This window comes from Piscinibacter defluvii (assembly GCF_004011805.1).
Taxonomy (GTDB): Bacteria; Pseudomonadota; Gammaproteobacteria; order Burkholderiales; family Burkholderiaceae_C; genus Piscinibacter; species Piscinibacter defluvii.
In genome coordinates this window covers 338921-355504 of record NZ_RCHJ01000004.1, presented here as the reverse complement: position 1 = coordinate 355504, position 16584 = coordinate 338921, and the positions used below count along the sequence as shown (strand labels likewise).

General features: G+C 71.3%; 16 protein-coding genes. 15 read left to right on the top strand and 1 reads right to left on the bottom strand.

Annotated features, from left to right (window positions below):
• Positions 1 to 11: 11 nt before the first annotated feature.
• The 13 genes from D9C15_RS14240 (at position 12) to maiA (ending at position 12509) form a co-directional block, all read left to right on the top strand.
• Positions 12 to 452 carry a c-type cytochrome gene (locus D9C15_RS14240; RefSeq protein ID WP_127998290.1) on the top strand — a complete coding sequence of 147 codons (441 nt, stop codon included), beginning with the start codon at positions 12 to 14 and terminating at the stop codon, positions 450 to 452.
• Positions 453 to 462: 10 nt separating this feature from the next.
• Positions 463 to 1899 carry a cbb3-type cytochrome c oxidase subunit I gene (locus D9C15_RS14235; protein WP_127998288.1) on the top strand — a complete coding sequence of 479 codons (1437 nt, stop codon included), beginning with the start codon at positions 463 to 465 and terminating at the stop codon, positions 1897 to 1899.
• A gap of 13 nt (positions 1900 to 1912) precedes the next feature.
• Entirely contained in the window at positions 1913 to 2719 is an 807-nt protein-coding gene (locus tag D9C15_RS14230) for a CbbQ/NirQ/NorQ/GpvN family protein (protein WP_205854800.1), read from the top strand.
• Positions 2709 to 3704, top strand: a complete 996-nt coding sequence (locus tag D9C15_RS14225; RefSeq protein ID WP_127998286.1) for a 4Fe-4S binding protein — start codon at positions 2709 to 2711, stop codon at positions 3702 to 3704. Before D9C15_RS14230 ends, D9C15_RS14225 begins: the two co-directional genes overlap by 11 nt.
• Entirely contained in the window at positions 3704 to 5533 is a 1830-nt protein-coding gene (locus tag D9C15_RS14220) for a nitric oxide reductase activation protein NorD (RefSeq protein ID WP_127998284.1), read from the top strand. The genes D9C15_RS14225 and D9C15_RS14220 overlap by 1 nt, the downstream gene beginning before the upstream one ends.
• Before the next feature lie 63 nt (positions 5534 to 5596).
• Positions 5597 to 6295 carry a Crp/Fnr family transcriptional regulator gene (locus D9C15_RS14215; RefSeq protein WP_127998282.1) on the top strand — a complete coding sequence of 233 codons (699 nt, stop codon included), beginning with the start codon at positions 5597 to 5599 and terminating at the stop codon, positions 6293 to 6295.
• A 45-nt stretch (positions 6296 to 6340) separates the two neighbouring features.
• Positions 6341 to 6925 (top strand): helix-turn-helix domain-containing protein, encoded by a 585-nt coding sequence (locus D9C15_RS14210; protein ID WP_127998281.1) that lies wholly within the window; start codon positions 6341 to 6343, stop codon positions 6923 to 6925.
• Positions 6922 to 7452: a GNAT family N-acetyltransferase gene (locus D9C15_RS14205; RefSeq protein WP_127998279.1), complete on the top strand. Its 531-nt coding sequence runs from the start codon at positions 6922 to 6924 to the stop codon at positions 7450 to 7452. Before D9C15_RS14210 ends, D9C15_RS14205 begins: the two co-directional genes overlap by 4 nt.
• An 88-nt stretch (positions 7453 to 7540) precedes the next feature.
• A complete protein-coding gene (locus tag D9C15_RS14200; RefSeq protein WP_127998277.1) occupies positions 7541 to 8740 on the top strand; it encodes a 3-hydroxybenzoate 6-monooxygenase in 1200 nt (399 codons plus the stop codon).
• A gap of 10 nt (positions 8741 to 8750) precedes the next feature.
• A complete protein-coding gene (locus D9C15_RS14195; RefSeq protein WP_127998275.1) occupies positions 8751 to 9788 on the top strand; it encodes a cupin domain-containing protein in 1038 nt (345 codons plus the stop codon).
• A gap of 30 nt (positions 9789 to 9818) precedes the next feature.
• Entirely contained in the window at positions 9819 to 10520 is a 702-nt protein-coding gene (locus D9C15_RS14190) for a fumarylacetoacetate hydrolase family protein (protein WP_127998273.1), read from the top strand.
• 10 nt (positions 10521 to 10530) lie between these two features.
• On the top strand, positions 10531 to 11868 hold the full coding sequence (locus tag D9C15_RS14185) for an MFS transporter (RefSeq protein ID WP_127998271.1): 1338 nt from the start codon (positions 10531 to 10533) through the stop codon (positions 11866 to 11868).
• Entirely contained in the window at positions 11868 to 12509 is a 642-nt protein-coding gene (maiA, locus tag D9C15_RS14180; protein WP_127998269.1) for a maleylacetoacetate isomerase, read from the top strand. Before D9C15_RS14185 ends, maiA begins: the two co-directional genes overlap by 1 nt.
• A 33-nt stretch (positions 12510 to 12542) precedes the next feature.
• Here the strand turns inward: maiA and D9C15_RS14175 are convergent, their stop codons facing one another.
• Entirely contained in the window at positions 12543 to 13601 is a 1059-nt protein-coding gene (locus tag D9C15_RS14175) for a LacI family DNA-binding transcriptional regulator (RefSeq protein WP_240668409.1), read from the bottom strand.
• Positions 13602 to 13869: 268 nt separating this feature from the next.
• Here D9C15_RS14175 and D9C15_RS14170 point away from each other — a divergent pair, with 268 nt between their 5' ends.
• The gene (locus D9C15_RS14170; RefSeq protein ID WP_164886728.1) at positions 13870 to 15279 is read left to right on the top strand and encodes a maltoporin; all 1410 of its coding nucleotides are present in this window, start codon (positions 13870 to 13872) and stop codon (positions 15277 to 15279) included.
• 38 nt (positions 15280 to 15317) lie between these two features.
• Positions 15318 to 16583 (top strand): ABC transporter substrate-binding protein, encoded by a 1266-nt coding sequence (locus D9C15_RS14165; RefSeq protein ID WP_127998265.1) that lies wholly within the window; start codon positions 15318 to 15320, stop codon positions 16581 to 16583.
• Position 16584 lies beyond the last annotated feature (1 nt).

The following is a 16584-nucleotide window of genomic DNA, read 5'->3' as shown; positions in this document are numbered from 1 at the left end:
GGAGGCAGGCCATGGGTGCCAGCACATCGGGCGGGTTCACCAAGCAGGCGGCCCGCAACATCTTCTACGGCGGCACGGTGTTCTTCGTGCTGCTGTTCATCGTGCTGGTCACCGACAGCACGGGCCACATCCCGAAACGCTCGAACCAGGCGGCGCTGACGCCGGCGGTCGAACGCGGCAAGGCGATCTGGGAAACGCGCAACTGCATCGGCTGCCACACCCTGCTGGGCGAAGGCGCGTACTACGCGCCCGAGCTCGGCAACGTGTACCAGCGCCGCGGCGGCGGCGAGTTCATCAAGGCCTGGATGAAGGCGCAGCCCACCGGCGCGCCCGGCCGTCGCCAGATGCCGCAGTTCAACCTCAGCGAGCAGCAGCTCGACGACCTCGTCGAGTTCCTGAAGTGGACCAACCAGGTGGACACGAACAAGTGGCCGCCGAATGTCGAAGGGTGAGGAGAGGGCCATGCAAGCGGCAACCGTCAAATACAAGTCCCAGGCCGTCGCCAAGTACTACTTCGTCGGCGCACTGGCCCTGTTCGTCGGGCAGATCGTGTTCGGCCTGGCGCTCGGGCTGCAGTACCTGATCGGCGACTTCGCCTTTCCCTACATCCCGTTCAACCAGGCGCGCATGGTGCACACCAACCTGCTGATCGTCTGGCTGCTGTTCGGCTTCATGGGCGCGGCCTACTACCTGGTGCCGGAGGAGTCCGAGACCGAGCTGTGGAGCCCGAAGCTCGCGATCGCGCTGTTCTGGATCTTCCTGCTTGCCGGCGCGCTGACCATCGTCGGCTACCTCGCCGTGCCCTACGCCAAGCTGGCCGAGCTGACCGGCAACGAGCTGCTGCAGACCATGGGCCGCGAGTTCCTCGAGCAGCCCTTGCCCACGAAGGTGGGCATCGTGATCGTCGCGCTCGGCTTTCTGCTGAACATCACGATGACCATGCTCAAGGGCCGCAAGACCAGCATCACGCTGGTGCTGTGGATGGGCCTGGCGGGGCTGGCGCTGCTGTTCCTGTTCAGCTTCTACAACCCGAGCAACCTGGTCAAGGACAAGATGGCCTGGTGGTGGGTGGTGCACCTGTGGGTGGAAGGCGTGTGGGAGCTGATCCTCGGCGCGCTGCTGGCCTTCGTGCTGATCAAGACCACCGGCGTGGACCGCGAGGTGATCGACAAATGGCTGTACGTGATCATCGCGATGGCGCTGATCACCGGCATCCTCGGCACCGGCCACCACTACTACTTCATCGGCCTGCCCGAGTACTGGCTGTGGATCGGCAGCGTGTTCTCCGCGCTCGAGCCCGTGCCCTTCTTCATGATGACGGTGTTCGCCTTCAACATGGTGCAGCGGCGCCGCCGCGAGCACCCGAACCAGGCCGCCGTGCTGTGGGCGGTGGGCACCTCGGTGATGGGCTTCCTCGGCGCCGGCCTGTGGGGCTTCATCCACACGCTGAGCCCGGTGAACTACTACACCCACGGCACGCAGGTCACCGCGGCGCACGGCCACCTGGCCTTCTACGGCGCCTACGTGCTGGTGGTCATCACGATGATCAGCTACGCGATGCCGATCCTGCGCGGCCGCGAGGCGAACCCGAAGCGCGCCCAGGCGCTCGAGATGTGGAGCTTCTGGATCATGACCATCGGCATGGGCGTGATGGTGCTGGCGCTCACCGGCGCAGGCATCCTGCAGGTCTGGCTGCAGCGCCTGCCGACCGAGAACCCGATGGGCTTCATGGCCACGCAGGAGCAGCTGCGCTTCTTCTACTGGCTGCGCCTGGGCGGCGGCGTCGGCTTCCTGGTCGGCCTGATCGCCTACCTGGCGAGCTTCTTCGTCGGCGCGAGCGCCGAGGAACGCGCGGCCGTCGGCGCGGGCTCGATGCCGAACCCGGCGCAGCGGGCCTGAGCGGAGCGCTGCCATGCTGATGCAAGCCGCGCCGCAGCTGCTGCCCTGGTACGCCGAGCAGCACGACGAGTGCGCGCTGTTCGAGCGCGCCTGGCGGCAGCGCCTGCCGCTGCTGATCAAGGGCCCGACGGGTTGCGGCAAGACGCGCCTCGTGGAGCACATGGCGCAGCGCCTCGGCCGGCCGCTGGTGACGGTGGCCTGCCACGACGACCTGAGCGCGGCCGACCTGGTCGGCCGCCACCTGCTGGGCGACGGCGCGACCCGCTGGCAGGACGGGCCGCTCACCCGCGCGGTGCGCCAGGGCGCGCTTCTCTACCTCGACGAGGTGGTCGAGGCGCGCAAGGACACCACGGTCGTGCTGCACCCGCTGGCCGACGACCGGCGCGCGCTGCCGATCGAGCGCACCGGCGAGACGCTGCTCGCGCCGCCGGAGTTCATGCTCGTGGTCAGCTACAACCCGGGCTACCAGAACGCGCTGAAGAACCTGAAGCCGAGCACGCGCCAGCGTTTCGTCGCGCTGACGCTCGGTTATCCGGAGCCGGCGCTCGAGCGCCGCATCGTGCGCACCGAGGGTAGCGTGGACGAGGCGCTGGCCGCCCGCCTGGTGCAGCTGGCCGATGCCCTGCGCCGCCTGACCGACCACGACCTGGAGGAGACGGTCAGCACGCGCGCGCTGGTGATGGCCGCGCGGCTGATGGCAGCCGGCCTCGCGCCGCACGAGGCCTGCCGTGCCGCGATCGTCGACGCGCTGACCGATGACGCGGACACCGCCGCGGCACTCGGCGAGATCGTCGTGGCCGTCTTCGGCGATGGACGCTGAGCCCGCACCGGCCTTCGTCGCCTTGGCTGCCACGCACGCCGGGAGCGACACGCTGCAGCGCCGGCGGCGGCTGGCGCAGGCCGCGTTCTTCGCGCTGTTCCTGCTCGCGCCCGCGTTCGACCTGCTGCGCTTCGACCTGACCGAGGCGCAGCTATGGTTCCTCGGCCAGCGCTGGTCGCTCGGCATCGACGCCTTCCGCGCCGGGCAGATCGGCGCCTCGGAGGCGGCGCTGAACATCCTGTGGCGCGGCTTCCTGCCGGCGATCGTGCTGATCGTCGTCTTCCTCGGCGTCGCCTACCGCTGGGGCCGGCTCTACTGCGGCTGGCTGTGCCCGCATTTCTCGTCGGTGGAACTGCTCAACGACCTGCTGCACCGCGCCATCGGCAAACTGAGCCTGTGGGACCGCACGCGCACGCCGCGCGCCGGCCGCACGCCGCAGCGGCGCTGGTGGCCGGTGTTCGGCCTGAGCTGCCTTCTTCTCGGCTTCGCCTGGGCCATCACCGCGCTGACCTACCTGCTGCCGCCGGCCGTCATCTGGGGCAACCTGGTGCACGGCACGCTGACACCCAACCAGGCGCGGTTCATCGCCATCGGCACGGCGGTGTTCACGCTCGAGTTCGCGTTCGCGCGCCACCTGTTCTGCCGTTTCGGCTGCGCGGTCGGGCTGTTCCAGTCGCTCGCCTGGATGGCCAACCCGAAGGGCATGGTGGTCGCGTTCGCGCGCGAGCGGGCGCGCGATTGCCGCACCTGCGAGCCGCCCGAAGGCAGCGCCTGCGACCACGCCTGCCCGATGCGCCTGCACCCGCGCAACATCAAGCGGATGATGTTCTCCTGCGTGCAGTGCGGCCAGTGCCTGCAAGCCTGCGAGCACTCGCAGACGACGCAGCAGCGCGAGCCGCTGCTGCAATGGGCCGTCGGGGCCGATGCGGTGCGCGAGACGCTGCGCCAGCGCCGCGCCGAGCTCGACGCGGCGAGGCGCGACTGATGGAAGAGTGGGTCGGCCAGTGGTGGCACCGCGCGATCAGCCGCGCGGCGGAACGCTCGTTTCCCGAGGCGGCCGTCACGCAGGCGCAGGTGCAGCGCGCGATCCGCCTGCTGTTCCGCGCGGCCGGCGGCGATCCGTCGCTGCGCGTGGCCGAGGCGACGCTGCAGCGCCACGGCGGTGCGCGCCGCTGGCTCGAGCGCATCGCCGGCAGCGGCCAGCGGGCGGCCACCGCGACGCTGGATGCACAGGCCCTCGCGCTGCCCGAGCGCATCGCCGTGTTCCCCGACGCGGCGCTGAACCGCGACCTCTACCTGTGGCTCGCGGCCGCGGCGGCGGTGTTCGAGCCGCGTGGCGACTGGGTGGCCGACAACCTGCGCGCCGGCGCCGCGGTGGTCGAGCGGTTCCCGGGTCTCGCGGCGCGGCGCCGCGCGCTGGTCGAGGCGACGCTGCAGCAGCGCCCCGGCCTGCAGCGCCTGCACGGACGGGCCCGCGCCGCCGAGGCCGCCGTGCAGGCGGCGCTGCTGGCGCTGCGCGACGGCGTCGTCCTCGACGTGGCCGCGGGCATCGTGCCGGCCGAGGTGGCGCCGGTGTGGCCGTGGCTGTGGTCCGTCGCCCCGGGCGCCGACGCGGCCGCGCCCGGTCGCGAGCCGGCCCCGCGCGAGGATGGCGCCCGCAGCGCCCCGCGCGACGCCCGGCGGCGCCGCGCCCAGCGTGTCACCGAGGCGGCCGACCGCAACGCGATGCTGATGTTCTTCCGCGCCGAGTCGATCATGACCTGGAGCGAGTTCGTCAAGGTCAACCGCGGCAGCGACGACGAGCCGGGCGACGACCCCTCGGCTGCGGCGGACGACATGGAGACGCTGGCCGTGGCTGACGGCGGTGCCACCTGCGCCGCGCGGGTGCGCTTCGACCTCGACCTGCCGAGCGCCAGCGCCGACGACCGGCCGCTCGGTGAGGGCATCCGCCTGCCCGAGTGGGACTGGAAGGCGCGCACGCTGCGGCCCGAGCATTGCGCGCTGCAGGTGTTCGAGGCCGCCGCGCCGGCGCCCTACGGGCCGCCGCCCGGCCTGCGCCGGCTGGCGCGCCGCGTGCGCCGGCGCATGGAGACGCTGCGCGCCGCGCCGCGGTGGCAGCGTGGCTGCACCGACGGCGACGAGCTCGACCTCGACGCCTGGGTGCGCCACGCGGCCGAGGCGCCGGACGAAAGCCCGCCGGTGCTGGCGCGGCGCGTGGACGACGAGCGCAGCCTGGCGACCCTGCTGCTGGCCGACCTGTCGCTCTCCACCGAGGCGCATGTGCCGGGCACCGAGCAGCGTGTGATCGACGTGATCCGCGAGGCGCTCTACGTGTTCGGCGAGGCGCTCGAGGCCAGCGGCGACCCGTTCGCGATGCTCGGCTTCAGCTCGGTGAAGCGCGAGCATGTGCGCATCCAGCGCCTGAAGGACTTCGGCGACGCCTGGGACGGCGCGGCGATGGCGCGTGTCGGCGCCGTCCGTCCCGGCTTCTACACGCGCATGGGCGCGGCGCTGCGCCACGCCACCGCGCAGCTCGCGCAGCGCCCCGAGCGGCAGCGCCTGCTGCTGCTGCTGACCGACGGCAAGCCGAACGACCTGGACGTCTACGAAGGCCGCTACGGCCTGGAGGACACGCGCCATGCCGTGCAGGAGGCCCGCGCCGCCGGGCTGGTGCCGTTTGCGGTGACGGTCGACGAGGCCGGGCACGACTGGCTGCCGCATCTGTTCGGCGCGCGCTCGTACGCCCTGGTGCACCGGCCCGCGCAATTGGCCCGCCGGCTGGCGCAGATCGTCGCGACGCTGTCGCGCGGTTGACGCGCCTCAAGCCCCGCCGGGGTGCGCGGCCGAGAATCCGCCCACCTCGACGCCCTTGCCGCGATGGACCTGAAGCAGTTCGACCTGCCGCGCTACCTCTCGGTGTTGCCGCTGTTCAGCGACATGCAGCCCCCCGAGCTCGCGCGCCTGGCGCAGGGCTGCCAGCTGCGCCGCTTCGGGCGTGGCGACATGGTGTTCCACGTCGGCCAGCCCTGCGAGGAGTTCCACGTCACGGTGATGGGGCAGGTGAAGCTGTTCGCGCTCTCGCCGGCCGGGCAGGAGAAGGTGATCGAGCTGATCGGCCCCGGTGCGAGCTTCGCCGAGGCGCTGATGTTCACCGGCAAGCCCTACATCATCAACGCCCAGGCGCTCACCGACAGCCTGCTGCTGTCGGTCGGCAAGCCGGCGGTGCTGGCCGAGATCGCGCAGGACCCGAAGTTCGCCTTGCGCATGCTCGCAGGCATCTCGCGCCGCCTGCACGGCCTGGTGCACGACGTGCAGGCCTACGCGCTGCACAGCGGCATGCAGCGCGTGATCGGCTACCTGCTGCGCGACCAGGTGGTGGAGGACTGCGCCACCGGCGAGGTGATCACCGTCTCGCTGCCGGTCAGCAAGGCCACCATCGCCTCGCGCCTGTCGCTCACGCCGGAGTACTTCTCGCGCGTGCTGCACGAGCTGGAAGCGGCCGGGCTGATCCGCATCGACAAGCGCGACATCCAGATCCTCGACGCGCGCCGGCTCGCCTCGTTCCAGCCCGGCTGATCCGGCATCTAGAAAAGTGGATGCTGTTTCCAGTAAACTGGAGACATGGACGACATCACCCCCCGCCTGGCCCGGCGCGTGCACGCGCTGCGCGAGGCCAACGGCCTCTCGCTCGACGCGCTGGCCGAGCGCAGCGGCGTCAGCCGCTCGGCGATCTCGCTGATCGAACGCGGCCAGAGCAGCCCGACCGCCGTGGTGCTGGACCGGCTGGCCGCCGCGCTGGGCGTCACACTCGCCTCGCTGTTCGAGGCCGACGCGGCGGCGCGGACGGCGGCGCCCGCGCCGCTGGCGCGGGTGGCCGAGCAGCCGGTCTGGACCGACCCGGCCTCCGGCTACGTGCGGCGCAACGTGTCGCCGGCCTGGCCCTCGCCGATCCAGCTGGTCGACGTGCGCTTCCCGCCCGGCCAGCGCGTGGCCTACGAGCAGGCGGCGCGCGAGACCGAGGTGCACCAGCAGGTCTGGATGATCGAGGGCGCGATGGACCTGAGCGTGGGCCGCGAGACCTGGCGTCTCGAGGCCGGCGACTGCCTGGCGATGCAGCTGGACGCCCCGATCGTCTGGCACAACCCGACCAGGCGGGCCGCGCGATACCTCGTCGCGCTCGTCAGCCTGCCGTGGAGGAACCGATGAACGACGGGGTGCGCATCCGCCGCGTGGCGGGCGAGGACGCGGCGGCGCTGGTGCCGGCGCTGGCCGAGGTGCTGATCGACTGCGTCGAGGGCGGCGCCTCGGTCAGCTTCATGATGCCGATGACACGCGCCAGGGCCGAGGCCTTCTGGCGCGGCGTGGCCGCGGGCGTGGCGGCCGGCGAGCGCGCGCTGCTGGTGGCCGAGGAGTCCGACGGCGCGCTGGTCGGCACCGTGCAGTTGATCCTCGGCCTGCCGGAGAACCAGCCGCACCGCGCCGACGTGGCCAAGATGCTGGTGCACCGCCGTGCCCGCCGGCTCGGCATCGCGGCGCGGCTGATGGCGGCGCTGGACGGGGTGGCGCGCGCCGAGGGCCGCAGCGTCCTGGTGCTGGATACCGTGACCGGTGGCGATGCCGAGCGTCTGTACGCCCGCGCCGGCTGGCAGCGCGTGGGCGAGGTGCCGCGCTACGCGCTGATGCCCGACGGCGCGCCCTGCGGCACGACCTTCTTCTACAAGCACCTGACCTAGGGTAAACCCGTATCGAGTCGCGTTGATCTTCGCCTAGACTGATCATCAGCGTACTGATCATCAGCAAACTGCTGCCAGGAGACGGACGATGAGCGACGTGAACATGAACGAGCCGGTGCTGGTCGCCGGCGGTGGCATCGGTGGCCTGGCGGCAGCGCTGGCGCTGGTGCGCCGGGGCTTCCGCGTGAAGGTGCTGGAGCAGGCGCCGGAGATCGGCGAGATCGGCGCGGGCATCCAGCTCGGGCCGAATGCCTTCCACGCCTTCGACGCGCTCGGTGTCGGCGAGAAGGCGCGTGGCCGCGCCGTCTACACCGACTACATGGTGATGCATGACGCGCTCGACGAGTACCAGGTCGGCAAGATCCCGACCGGCGAGGCCTTCCGCGCCCGCTTCGGCAACCCCTACGCCGTGATCCACCGGGTCGACGTGCACCTGTCGCTGCTCGAGGGCGCGCAGGAGACCGGCCGGGTCGAGTTCCTCACCTCCACCCGGGTCGAGCACATCGAGCAGTCACCCGACCGCGTGATGGTGGTCGACCAGCAGGGCCGCACCCACAGCGGCATCGCGCTGATCGGCGCGGACGGGGTCAAGTCGGTGGTGCGGCAGAAGTACGTCGGTGACCCGGCCCGCGTGACCGGCCACGTGGTCTACCGCGCGGTGGTGGACAAGAAGGACTTCCCGGCCGACCTGCAGTGGAACGCCGCGAGCATCTGGGTCGGCCCGAACTGCCACCTGGTGCATTACCCGCTGCGCGGCGGCGAGCAGTACAACGTGGTCGTCACCTTCCACAGCCGCGAGCAGGAGGAGTGGGGCGTGCGCGAGGGCAGCAAGGAGGAGGTGCAGAGCTACTTCCAGGGCATCTGCCCGAAAGCGCGCCAGCTGATCGATCTGCCCCGGAGCTGGAAGCGCTGGGCCACCGCCGACCGCGAGCCGATCGCGCGCTGGACCTACGGCCGCGCCACGCTACTCGGCGACGCCGCGCACCCGACCACGCAGTACATGGCCCAGGGCGCCTGCATGGCGCTGGAAGACGCGGTCACGCTGGGCGAGTCGTTGCGCGTCAACGGCAACGAGTTCGAGCCGGCCTTCGATCTGTACCAGCGCTCGCGCATCGCCCGCACCGCGCGCATCGTGCTGAGCTCGCGCGAGATGGGGCGGCTCTACCACGCCAAGGGCGTCGAGCGCCTGGTGCGCAACGACCTCTGGCGCGGCCGTTCGCCCGAGCGCTTCTACGATGCGATGGAATGGCTGTACGGCTGGAACGTGGGCAACTGCCTCGCCCAGTAAGGAGAAGACGATGAACGAACTGGGACGACTCGATGACCTGCCGGCCGACTACGTCGAGGCGCTGAAGAAGCAGAACCTCGTGCCGCTGTGGCCCAGCCTGCGCGCGGTGCTGCCGCCGGGCCGGCCGCGGCCGCTGACGCAGCCGACCTTCTGGAGCTACGAGGCGCTGCGCCCGCTGCTGCTGAAGGCCGGCGAGCTGACGCCGATCGAGAAGGCCGAGCGCCGCGTGCTGGTGCTCGCCAACCCCGGCCACGGCCTGGAGAACATGAAGGCCAGCAGCGCGATGTACCTCGGCATGCAGCTGCTGCTGCCGGGCGAATGGGCGCCGGCCCACCGCCACACGCCCAACGCCGTGCGCATGATCGTCGAGGGCGAGGGCGCTTACACGACGGTGGACGGCCAGAAGTGCCCGATGAGCCGCGGCGACCTGATCCTCACGCCCACCGGCCTGTGGCACGAACACGGCCACGACGGCAGCGTGCCGGTGGTCTGGCTCGACGTGCTGGACCTCCCGCTCGTCTACTACATGGAGGCGAGCTACCACATCGACGGCCCGCGCCAGGCGGTGCAGCCCGGCCAGGGCGAGCGCCGCTACGCCCGCGGCGGCATCGTGCCGACGCCGGTGTTCGAGCGCACGAACACGCCCTACCCGATGCTGCGTTATCCCTGGTCCGAAGCGAAGGCCGCGCTGCAGGCGCTCGCCGCCGACCAGCCGCAGCTCGCCTCGGTGCAGGTGACCTACACGAATCCCGAGACCGGCGGCCACGCCGAGAACATCCTCGGCTTCTACGCGCAGATGCTGCGCCCGGGCCAGACCCTGCGCCTGCCCGTGCGCTCGCCCGCCACGGTGTTCCACCAGATCGAGGGCGGCACGACGGTCACGATCGAAGGCAGCGCCTTCGCCCTCGCCGAGGCCGACACCTGCTGCGCGCCGGGCTGGAGCGAGATCGTGCTCGCCAACCGCTCGGACACCGAACCGTCCTTCCTCTTCCTGGCCGACGAGGCGCCGCTGCACACGAAGCTGGGCGTCTACGAAGTGCGCGGCTGAGCCCCGAATCCTCCGAACCGAAAGACCTTCATGACCAAATACCTCTGGAACCCGCCGGCACCGCTGTCGCTGCCGGTGCGCGGCCAGGCCGCGCGCCTGCCCGTGAATCGCCTGTTCTTCGTCGGCCGCAACTACCACGCGCATGCCGTCGAGATGGGCAAGCCGGTCGACAAGTCGGCCGAGCGGCCGTTCTACTTCACCAAGTCGCCGCAGACGCTGGTGGAATCCGGCGCGACCGTCGCCTACCCGAGCGAGACGACGAACTTCCACCACGAGATGGAGCTGGTGCTCGTGATCGGGCAGGCCGGCTTCCGCGTGCCGCAGGAGCGTGCGCACGAGCTGGTCTACGGCTACGCCTGCGGCCTGGACATGACGCGCCGCGACCTGCAGCTCGCCGCGCGCGACAAGGGTCGGCCCTGGGACCTGGGCAAGGACGTCGAGCAGTCGTCGGTCGTCTCCGAGGTCATCGCCATGCCCGGCGTCGTGCTGGAGCAGGGCGCACTCGCGCTCGCCGTCAACGGCCAGCCGCGCCAGCAGTCGGATCTCTCGAAGCTGATCTGGAACATCCGCGAGCTGATCGCCGACCTGAGCCTGTTCTACCACCTGCAACCCGGCGACCTGATCTTCACCGGCACGCCCGAAGGTGTCGGCGCCGTCGTGCCCGGCGACCGCATCAGCGGCCACATCGACGGCGTCGGCGAGATCTCGCTGACCGTCGGCCCGGCCGCCTGAGGGGACTGCGATGACGACGAATCAGGGCGCCCGCGCGGCGCGCCCAGGCCGCGCCTTGGCCTGGATCGTGGGCCTGGCGATGACCGGCCTGGTGTTCGACGGCTACGACCTGGTGGTCTACGGCACCGTGGTCTCGACCTTCCTGCGCGACCCGTCACAGCTCGGGCCGGTGACGCCGGCCATCGCCGGCGCGCTGGGCAGCTATGCGCTGATCGGCGTGCTGGTCGGCGCGCTGCTGGCCGGCAGCGTGGGCGACCTGATCGGCCGGCGCAGGGTGATGCTGGCCTCCTACGCCTGGTTCTCGCTCGGCATGGCGGCCTGTGCGCTGGCCGACAGCGCGAGCCTGTTCGGCTGGATGCGCTTCGCCACCGGACTCGGCATCGGTGCGCTGCTGGCCACCACCGCGGCGCTGATCTCCGAGTACGCGCCGCCGGGCAGGAAGAACCTCTACAACGCGCTGACCTACTCCGGCATCCCGCTCGGCAGCGTGCTCGCCGCGGCGCTGGCGATCGCGCTGCTCGAGCACATCGGCTGGCGCGGCATGTTCTGGATCGGCGCGCTGCCGCTGGTCACGCTGCTGCCGCTGGCCTTCTTCAAGATGCCGGAGTCGGTGCTGTGGCTGAAGTCGCGTGGCCGGCACGAGGAGGCGGCGCGCGTGGCGGCGAAGTTCGGTCTCGATCCGGCCGCGCCGGTCGCGCCGGCGGCGGCGCCGGCGGCCGCGGGCAAGCCGGGCTACGCCGGCCTGTTCGGCGCGGGCTACCGGGTGCCGACCCTGCTGCTCGGCGGCATGAGCGCGATGGGCCTGCTGCTCGTGTACTCGCTCAACACCTGGCTGCCGGAGCTGATGCTTCGCGCCGGCTTCAACGCCAAGGGCTCGCTGTCGTTCCTGCTGGTGCTCAACGGCGGCTCGCTGTTCGGCGGCCTGCTCGCCTCGCGCGTGGCCGACCGCTTCGGCCCCAAGCCGGTGGTGGCGGCCTCGTTCACGCTCGGTGCCCTGGCCATCGTCACGCTCACGCTGCACCTGCCGCTGGCGGTGCTGCTCGCGGTGGTGGCGCTGGTGGGCCTGGGCACCAGCGGCACGCAGACGCTGATCTACGGCTTTGTCGCGAACTACTACCGCACCAACGTGCGCGCCGCCGGCGTGGCCTGGTGCGCCGGCTTCGGACGCCTCGGCGGCGTGGCCGGGCCGATGCTCGGCGGGCTGCTGGTGGGCGGCGGGCTGGCGCTGGACGCGGTGTTCCAGATCCTCGCGGGCCTGGCGGTGCTGGGCGTGTGCCTGACGCTGCTGGTGCCGGTCGCCCGGCGGACCGAGCCCCCGCAGGTGCCGGCCGCATCGAGGGTGGCGTGATGAAGCTGTACGGCTTCTTCCGCAGCGGCACTTCGCACCGGCTGCGCATCGCGCTGAACCTGAAGGGCCTGGCGGTCGAGCAGGTCGCGGTGGACCTGCGCACCGAGGCGCATCTCGCGGACGCCTACCGGGCAGTGAACCCGCAGCAGCTGGTGCCCGCGCTCGAGCTCGACGACGGCCACGTGCTGATCCAGTCCGGCGCGATCATCGAGTGGCTCGAGGAGCGTTACCCGAGCCCGCCGCTGCTGCCGGCCGATGCGTTCGCGCGGCAGCGGGTGCGGGCCCTGGCGGCGATCGTCGCCAGCGACATCCACCCGGTGAACAACCGCCGCATCCTGCAGGCGCTGCGCCAGCGCTTCGGCGCCGACGAGGCGGCCGTCAACGCCTGGTGCGGCAGCTGGATCGCCGCCGGCTTCGACGCGATCGAGGCGCTGCTCGCCGCCGACACCACGCGAGCTCGCTTCTGCTTCGGCACTGCGCCGACGCTGGCCGACGTGCACCTCGTGCCGCAGGTGGAAAGCGCACGCCGCTTCGGCGTGGACCTGGCCCGCTGGCCGCGAATCGTCGCGGTCGACGCGGCCTGCGCAGACATCGAGGCGTTCGCGCGCGCCGCGCCGGCGCGGCAGCCGGACGCGGGCTGAGCGCGGCCCGGCGCCGCGGCGCTGGCGCCGGGTTCAGGCCGGCGGCGGCCGCCCGGACTCCGGCTCGCCGTGCGTGGATCCGCGCACGACCAGCGTGGTCGGCAGCAGGACGGGCTCGACGGCCTGGCCGGCCAGCTTCGCCAGCAGGCGCTCGACCAGGGTCTTGCCGGCCGTCTCCAGATCCTGGCGCACCGTGGTCAGCGGCGGATTCGCCTCCGCCGACAACGCGATGTCGTCGAAGCCGACCACCTGCACGTCCTGCGGGACGCGCCGTTGCCGAGCCTGCAGGGCCGCCATCGCGGCCAGGGCCAGGCGGTCGCTGGCGGCGAAGACGGCATCGAACGCCGGGCCGTCGGCCAGCACCCGCTCGATTTCGGCGCGTGCCGCCTGCGGCACGAACGGCACCGGTCGGGTCAGGCCCGCTTCCGGTTCGATACCGTGGGCGCGCTGCGCGGCCAGCCAGCCTTCGTGGCGCTGGGCGATCTCGGGCAGGCTCGGGTCGCCCAGGAACAGGATGCGCCGCGCCCCGTGCGCCAGCAGGTGCTCGGTGGCCTGGCGGCCACCGAGCGTGTTGTCGCTGCCGACGCTGCAGTAGAGCTGGTCCTTCAGGCGCGCGCCCCAGACGACGAACGGGATGCCGCGCACCGCGAGCGCATTGATGCGGTCGTGGTAATGCTCCTGGCCGAGCAGGATGGTGCCGATGCACTGGCGCGTCTCGTACGGCTTGGCGACACGCTCGAAGTCGTCCGCCTGCACGGCCTCGATCAGCATGTTGTGGCCGCTGTCGATCAGCGCATCGCCGATCGCGCCGATCAGCGCGAGGAAAAACGGGTCCTTGAAGTGCTGGCGCTCGGTGGGGTGGTACGGGAAGGCCACCGCGACCGTCGGCGGCTGCTTGCCGCGCATCATCTGCGCGCCGGCATCCACCGAGTAGTGCAGCGACCGCGCCAGCTCGTGGATGCGCTGCCGGGTCTCCTCGGACAGGCGCGGGTGGTTGCTCAGCGCCCGCGAGACGGTCGAGATCGACACGTTCGCCAGCCGGGCGATGTCGGCCATCTGCAGGCGCGACGGCTTCGGCGGTTTGGGATCCATCGGGCGATGATAGTGCAAACAGTTGCACATACTCGTCGGTGCGAAGGGCGGACCCCAAGAATTCAGTCAGCAGGGCTACGGGTTTTCCTTGGGTGCAAACGTTTGCGCACAAGCCAGAATGAAGACCTGTGGACCCGCTGCCGCAACCTTGGGCGGCGGTTCCCCGAGACCGGGGCGGCGCAGCACACCGCCTCGCGGGGCCTTGTTTCGCCCGAAATCCAAACCGCTTTGGCTGGTGCGTGCCCACCCGCCGTCGAGGAGACAACCGATGAGAACCCGATCCCTTCCCCAAGTGGCTGCCGTCGCGCTGGGCGTGCTGCTGGCCGGCACCGCGGCTGCGGTGCCGGTCGACTTCGGCGGCTACTTCCGCAGCGGCGCCGGCAGCAGCAGCGAGGGCGGCAAGGAGGTCTGCTACCGGCTGCCGGGCTCGGTGCTGTGGTTCCGGCTCGGCAACGAATGCGACACCTACGCCGACCTGGTGTTCCGCTCGACGCTCGGCCAAGTCGACGGCACCACGTTCAAGTCCACCTTCCGCTTCTCCTACGGCACGCAGGGCATCGCCAACTGGGAGCAGACCGCGCCATCGTTCCGCGAGGTGTTCGTCGAGGCGCAGGACATCGGCGCCGGCATGGGCCTGCCGGCACTCAAGGGCGCGTCGCTGTGGGCCGGCAAGCGCTTCTACGGCAACCGCGACATCCACATGCTCGACTACGGCTTCTGGGAGCCGAACCAGGGTGTCGGCTTCGGCCTCGAGAACGTCGACGCCGGCATCGGCAAGTTCTCCTACGCGCTGATGCGCATCGGCGACTTCACGGGCTACGGCATCAACCCGTCGCTGGGCGGCTTCAACCCGGACCTCATCGGCGGCGGCTCGCGCACGGTCAGCGTGCACGACTTCCGGCTCGAAGGCATCGAGACCAATCCGGGCGGCAAGGTGTCGCTGGGCCTGGACCTGTCGCTCAAGAACAACCGCGACGGCCGGAGCACCTACACGGTCGACACCGTGCAGCCGATCGACATCGACAACGACCCGGCCACGCCGCCGGTCAACGTGGTCGTGCGCGAGACGCGCAGCATCGACAACCAGGCAGGCCGCAACGGCCTGGGCCTGCACCTCCAGCACACCCAGGACGACCTGTTCGGCCTGGGCGGCTTCAATCAGGTCGTGCTGAAGGTCGCGAAGAACGCGATGACGCTGCGCGGCTGGGGCATCGCCGGCAGCAACGAGAAGCGCACCGAGTGGCTGCTGTTCGACCACTGGGTGATCGAACCCAAGGGCATGCCGGTCACCGCATCGTTCACCGCCGGCACACGCCAGGCGAAGGTCGAGGGCGTCACCAACAAGGAGTACTGGATCGGAGCGCGGCCGCAGTACCACCTGAACAACGTCTGGAGCCTGATGTCCGAACTCGGCTACCAGCAGGCGCGATCCGATGGCGACACCCTCGGCACGCGCAAGCTCGCCAAGGCGACCGTCGGCACCCAGTTCTCCATGGGCCGCAGCCTCTGGGCGCGACCGGCGATCCGCTTCTTCGTGACCTACGCGAAGTGGAACAACGCCGCCGCCCGGGCCGGCACCGTCACCTGCACCGGGCGCGACTGCAACACGCCGGTGGACGCTTTCGGCGACAAGCGCAGCGGCGTGAGCTACGGCATGCAGGTCGAGGGCTGGTTCTGAGCCCGCCCCCCCATCCCACCGACCAACGGAGATCTCCCATGCGCACCGCTTTCGCGCGCCACGCAGCCGCCACCGTGCTCGCCTTCGGCCTGGCCGGCGCCGCCCCGGCCGCCCAGCTCACCATCGCCTGCGGCTCGAATGCCGCCGACGCCGACCACTGCGGCCGGTTCGCCCAGGAATGGGGCCGCCGCAACGGCCACACGGTGAAGATGTACACGGCCCCGGCCAGCGCCACCGACAACCTCGCGCTGCTGCGCCAGCAGTTCGCCGCCAAGTCGTCGGACATCGACGTGATCCTGATCGACGTCGTCTGGCCCGGGGTCATCAAGGACCATCTCGTCGACCTGAAGCCCTACAGCCAGGGGGCCGAGAAGGCCCACTTCCCGGCCATCGTCGCGAACAACACCGTCGACGGCAAGCTGGTCGGCATGCCCTGGTACACCGATGCCGGCCTGCTCTACTACCGCCGCGACCTGCTGGCGAAGTACCAGCTCAAGCCGCCCGCGACCTGGGACGAGCTGGCCGCCACGGCGAAGCGGGTGATGGAGGGCGAGCGGGCGGCCGGCGCGAAGGACTTCCAGGGTTTCGTGTTCCAGGCCAAGGCCTACGAAGGACTGAGCTGCAACGCGCTCGAGTGGGTGGCGAGCGCGGGCGGCGGCACGGTGGTCGATCCGTCCGGGGCCGTCACGATCGACAACCCGGCGGCCGCCCGTGCACTGGCCAGCGCCGCCGCGTGGATCGGCACGATCGCGCCGAGCGGCGTGCTGAACTACGCCGAGGAGGACACGCGCGGCGTGTTCCAGACCGGCGGCGCGCTGTTCATGCGCAACTGGCCCTATGCATGGGCCCTCGCGCAGGCGGCCGACAGCCCGGTCCGCGGCAAGGTCGGCATCGCGCCGCTGCCCGCCGGCCCCGGCGGCAGGCCGGCCGCGACCCTCGGCGGCGCGCAGCTCGGCGTCTCGAAGTACTCGAAGAACGTCGCGGCGGCGGCGGCCCTCGTGATGCACATGACCAGCGCCGAGGTGCAGAAGCATCGCGCCATCGGCGGCTCGTACAACCCGACCATCGTCGACCTCTACAAGGATCCGGAGATCGTCAAGGCCAATCCGTTCATGGCCGAACTGCTGCCGGTCTTCACCCACGCGGTCGCCCGGCCGGCCGGTGCCACGAGCCTGAAGTACCCCGAGGTCAGCCGCGCCTTCTGGGACGCGGCGCACGACGTGCTCTCGAAGAAGAGCAGCGGCGCCGACGCGGTGCGCCGGCTCGACGGCAAGCTCCGGCAGATCAAGCGCAGCCAGTGGTGAA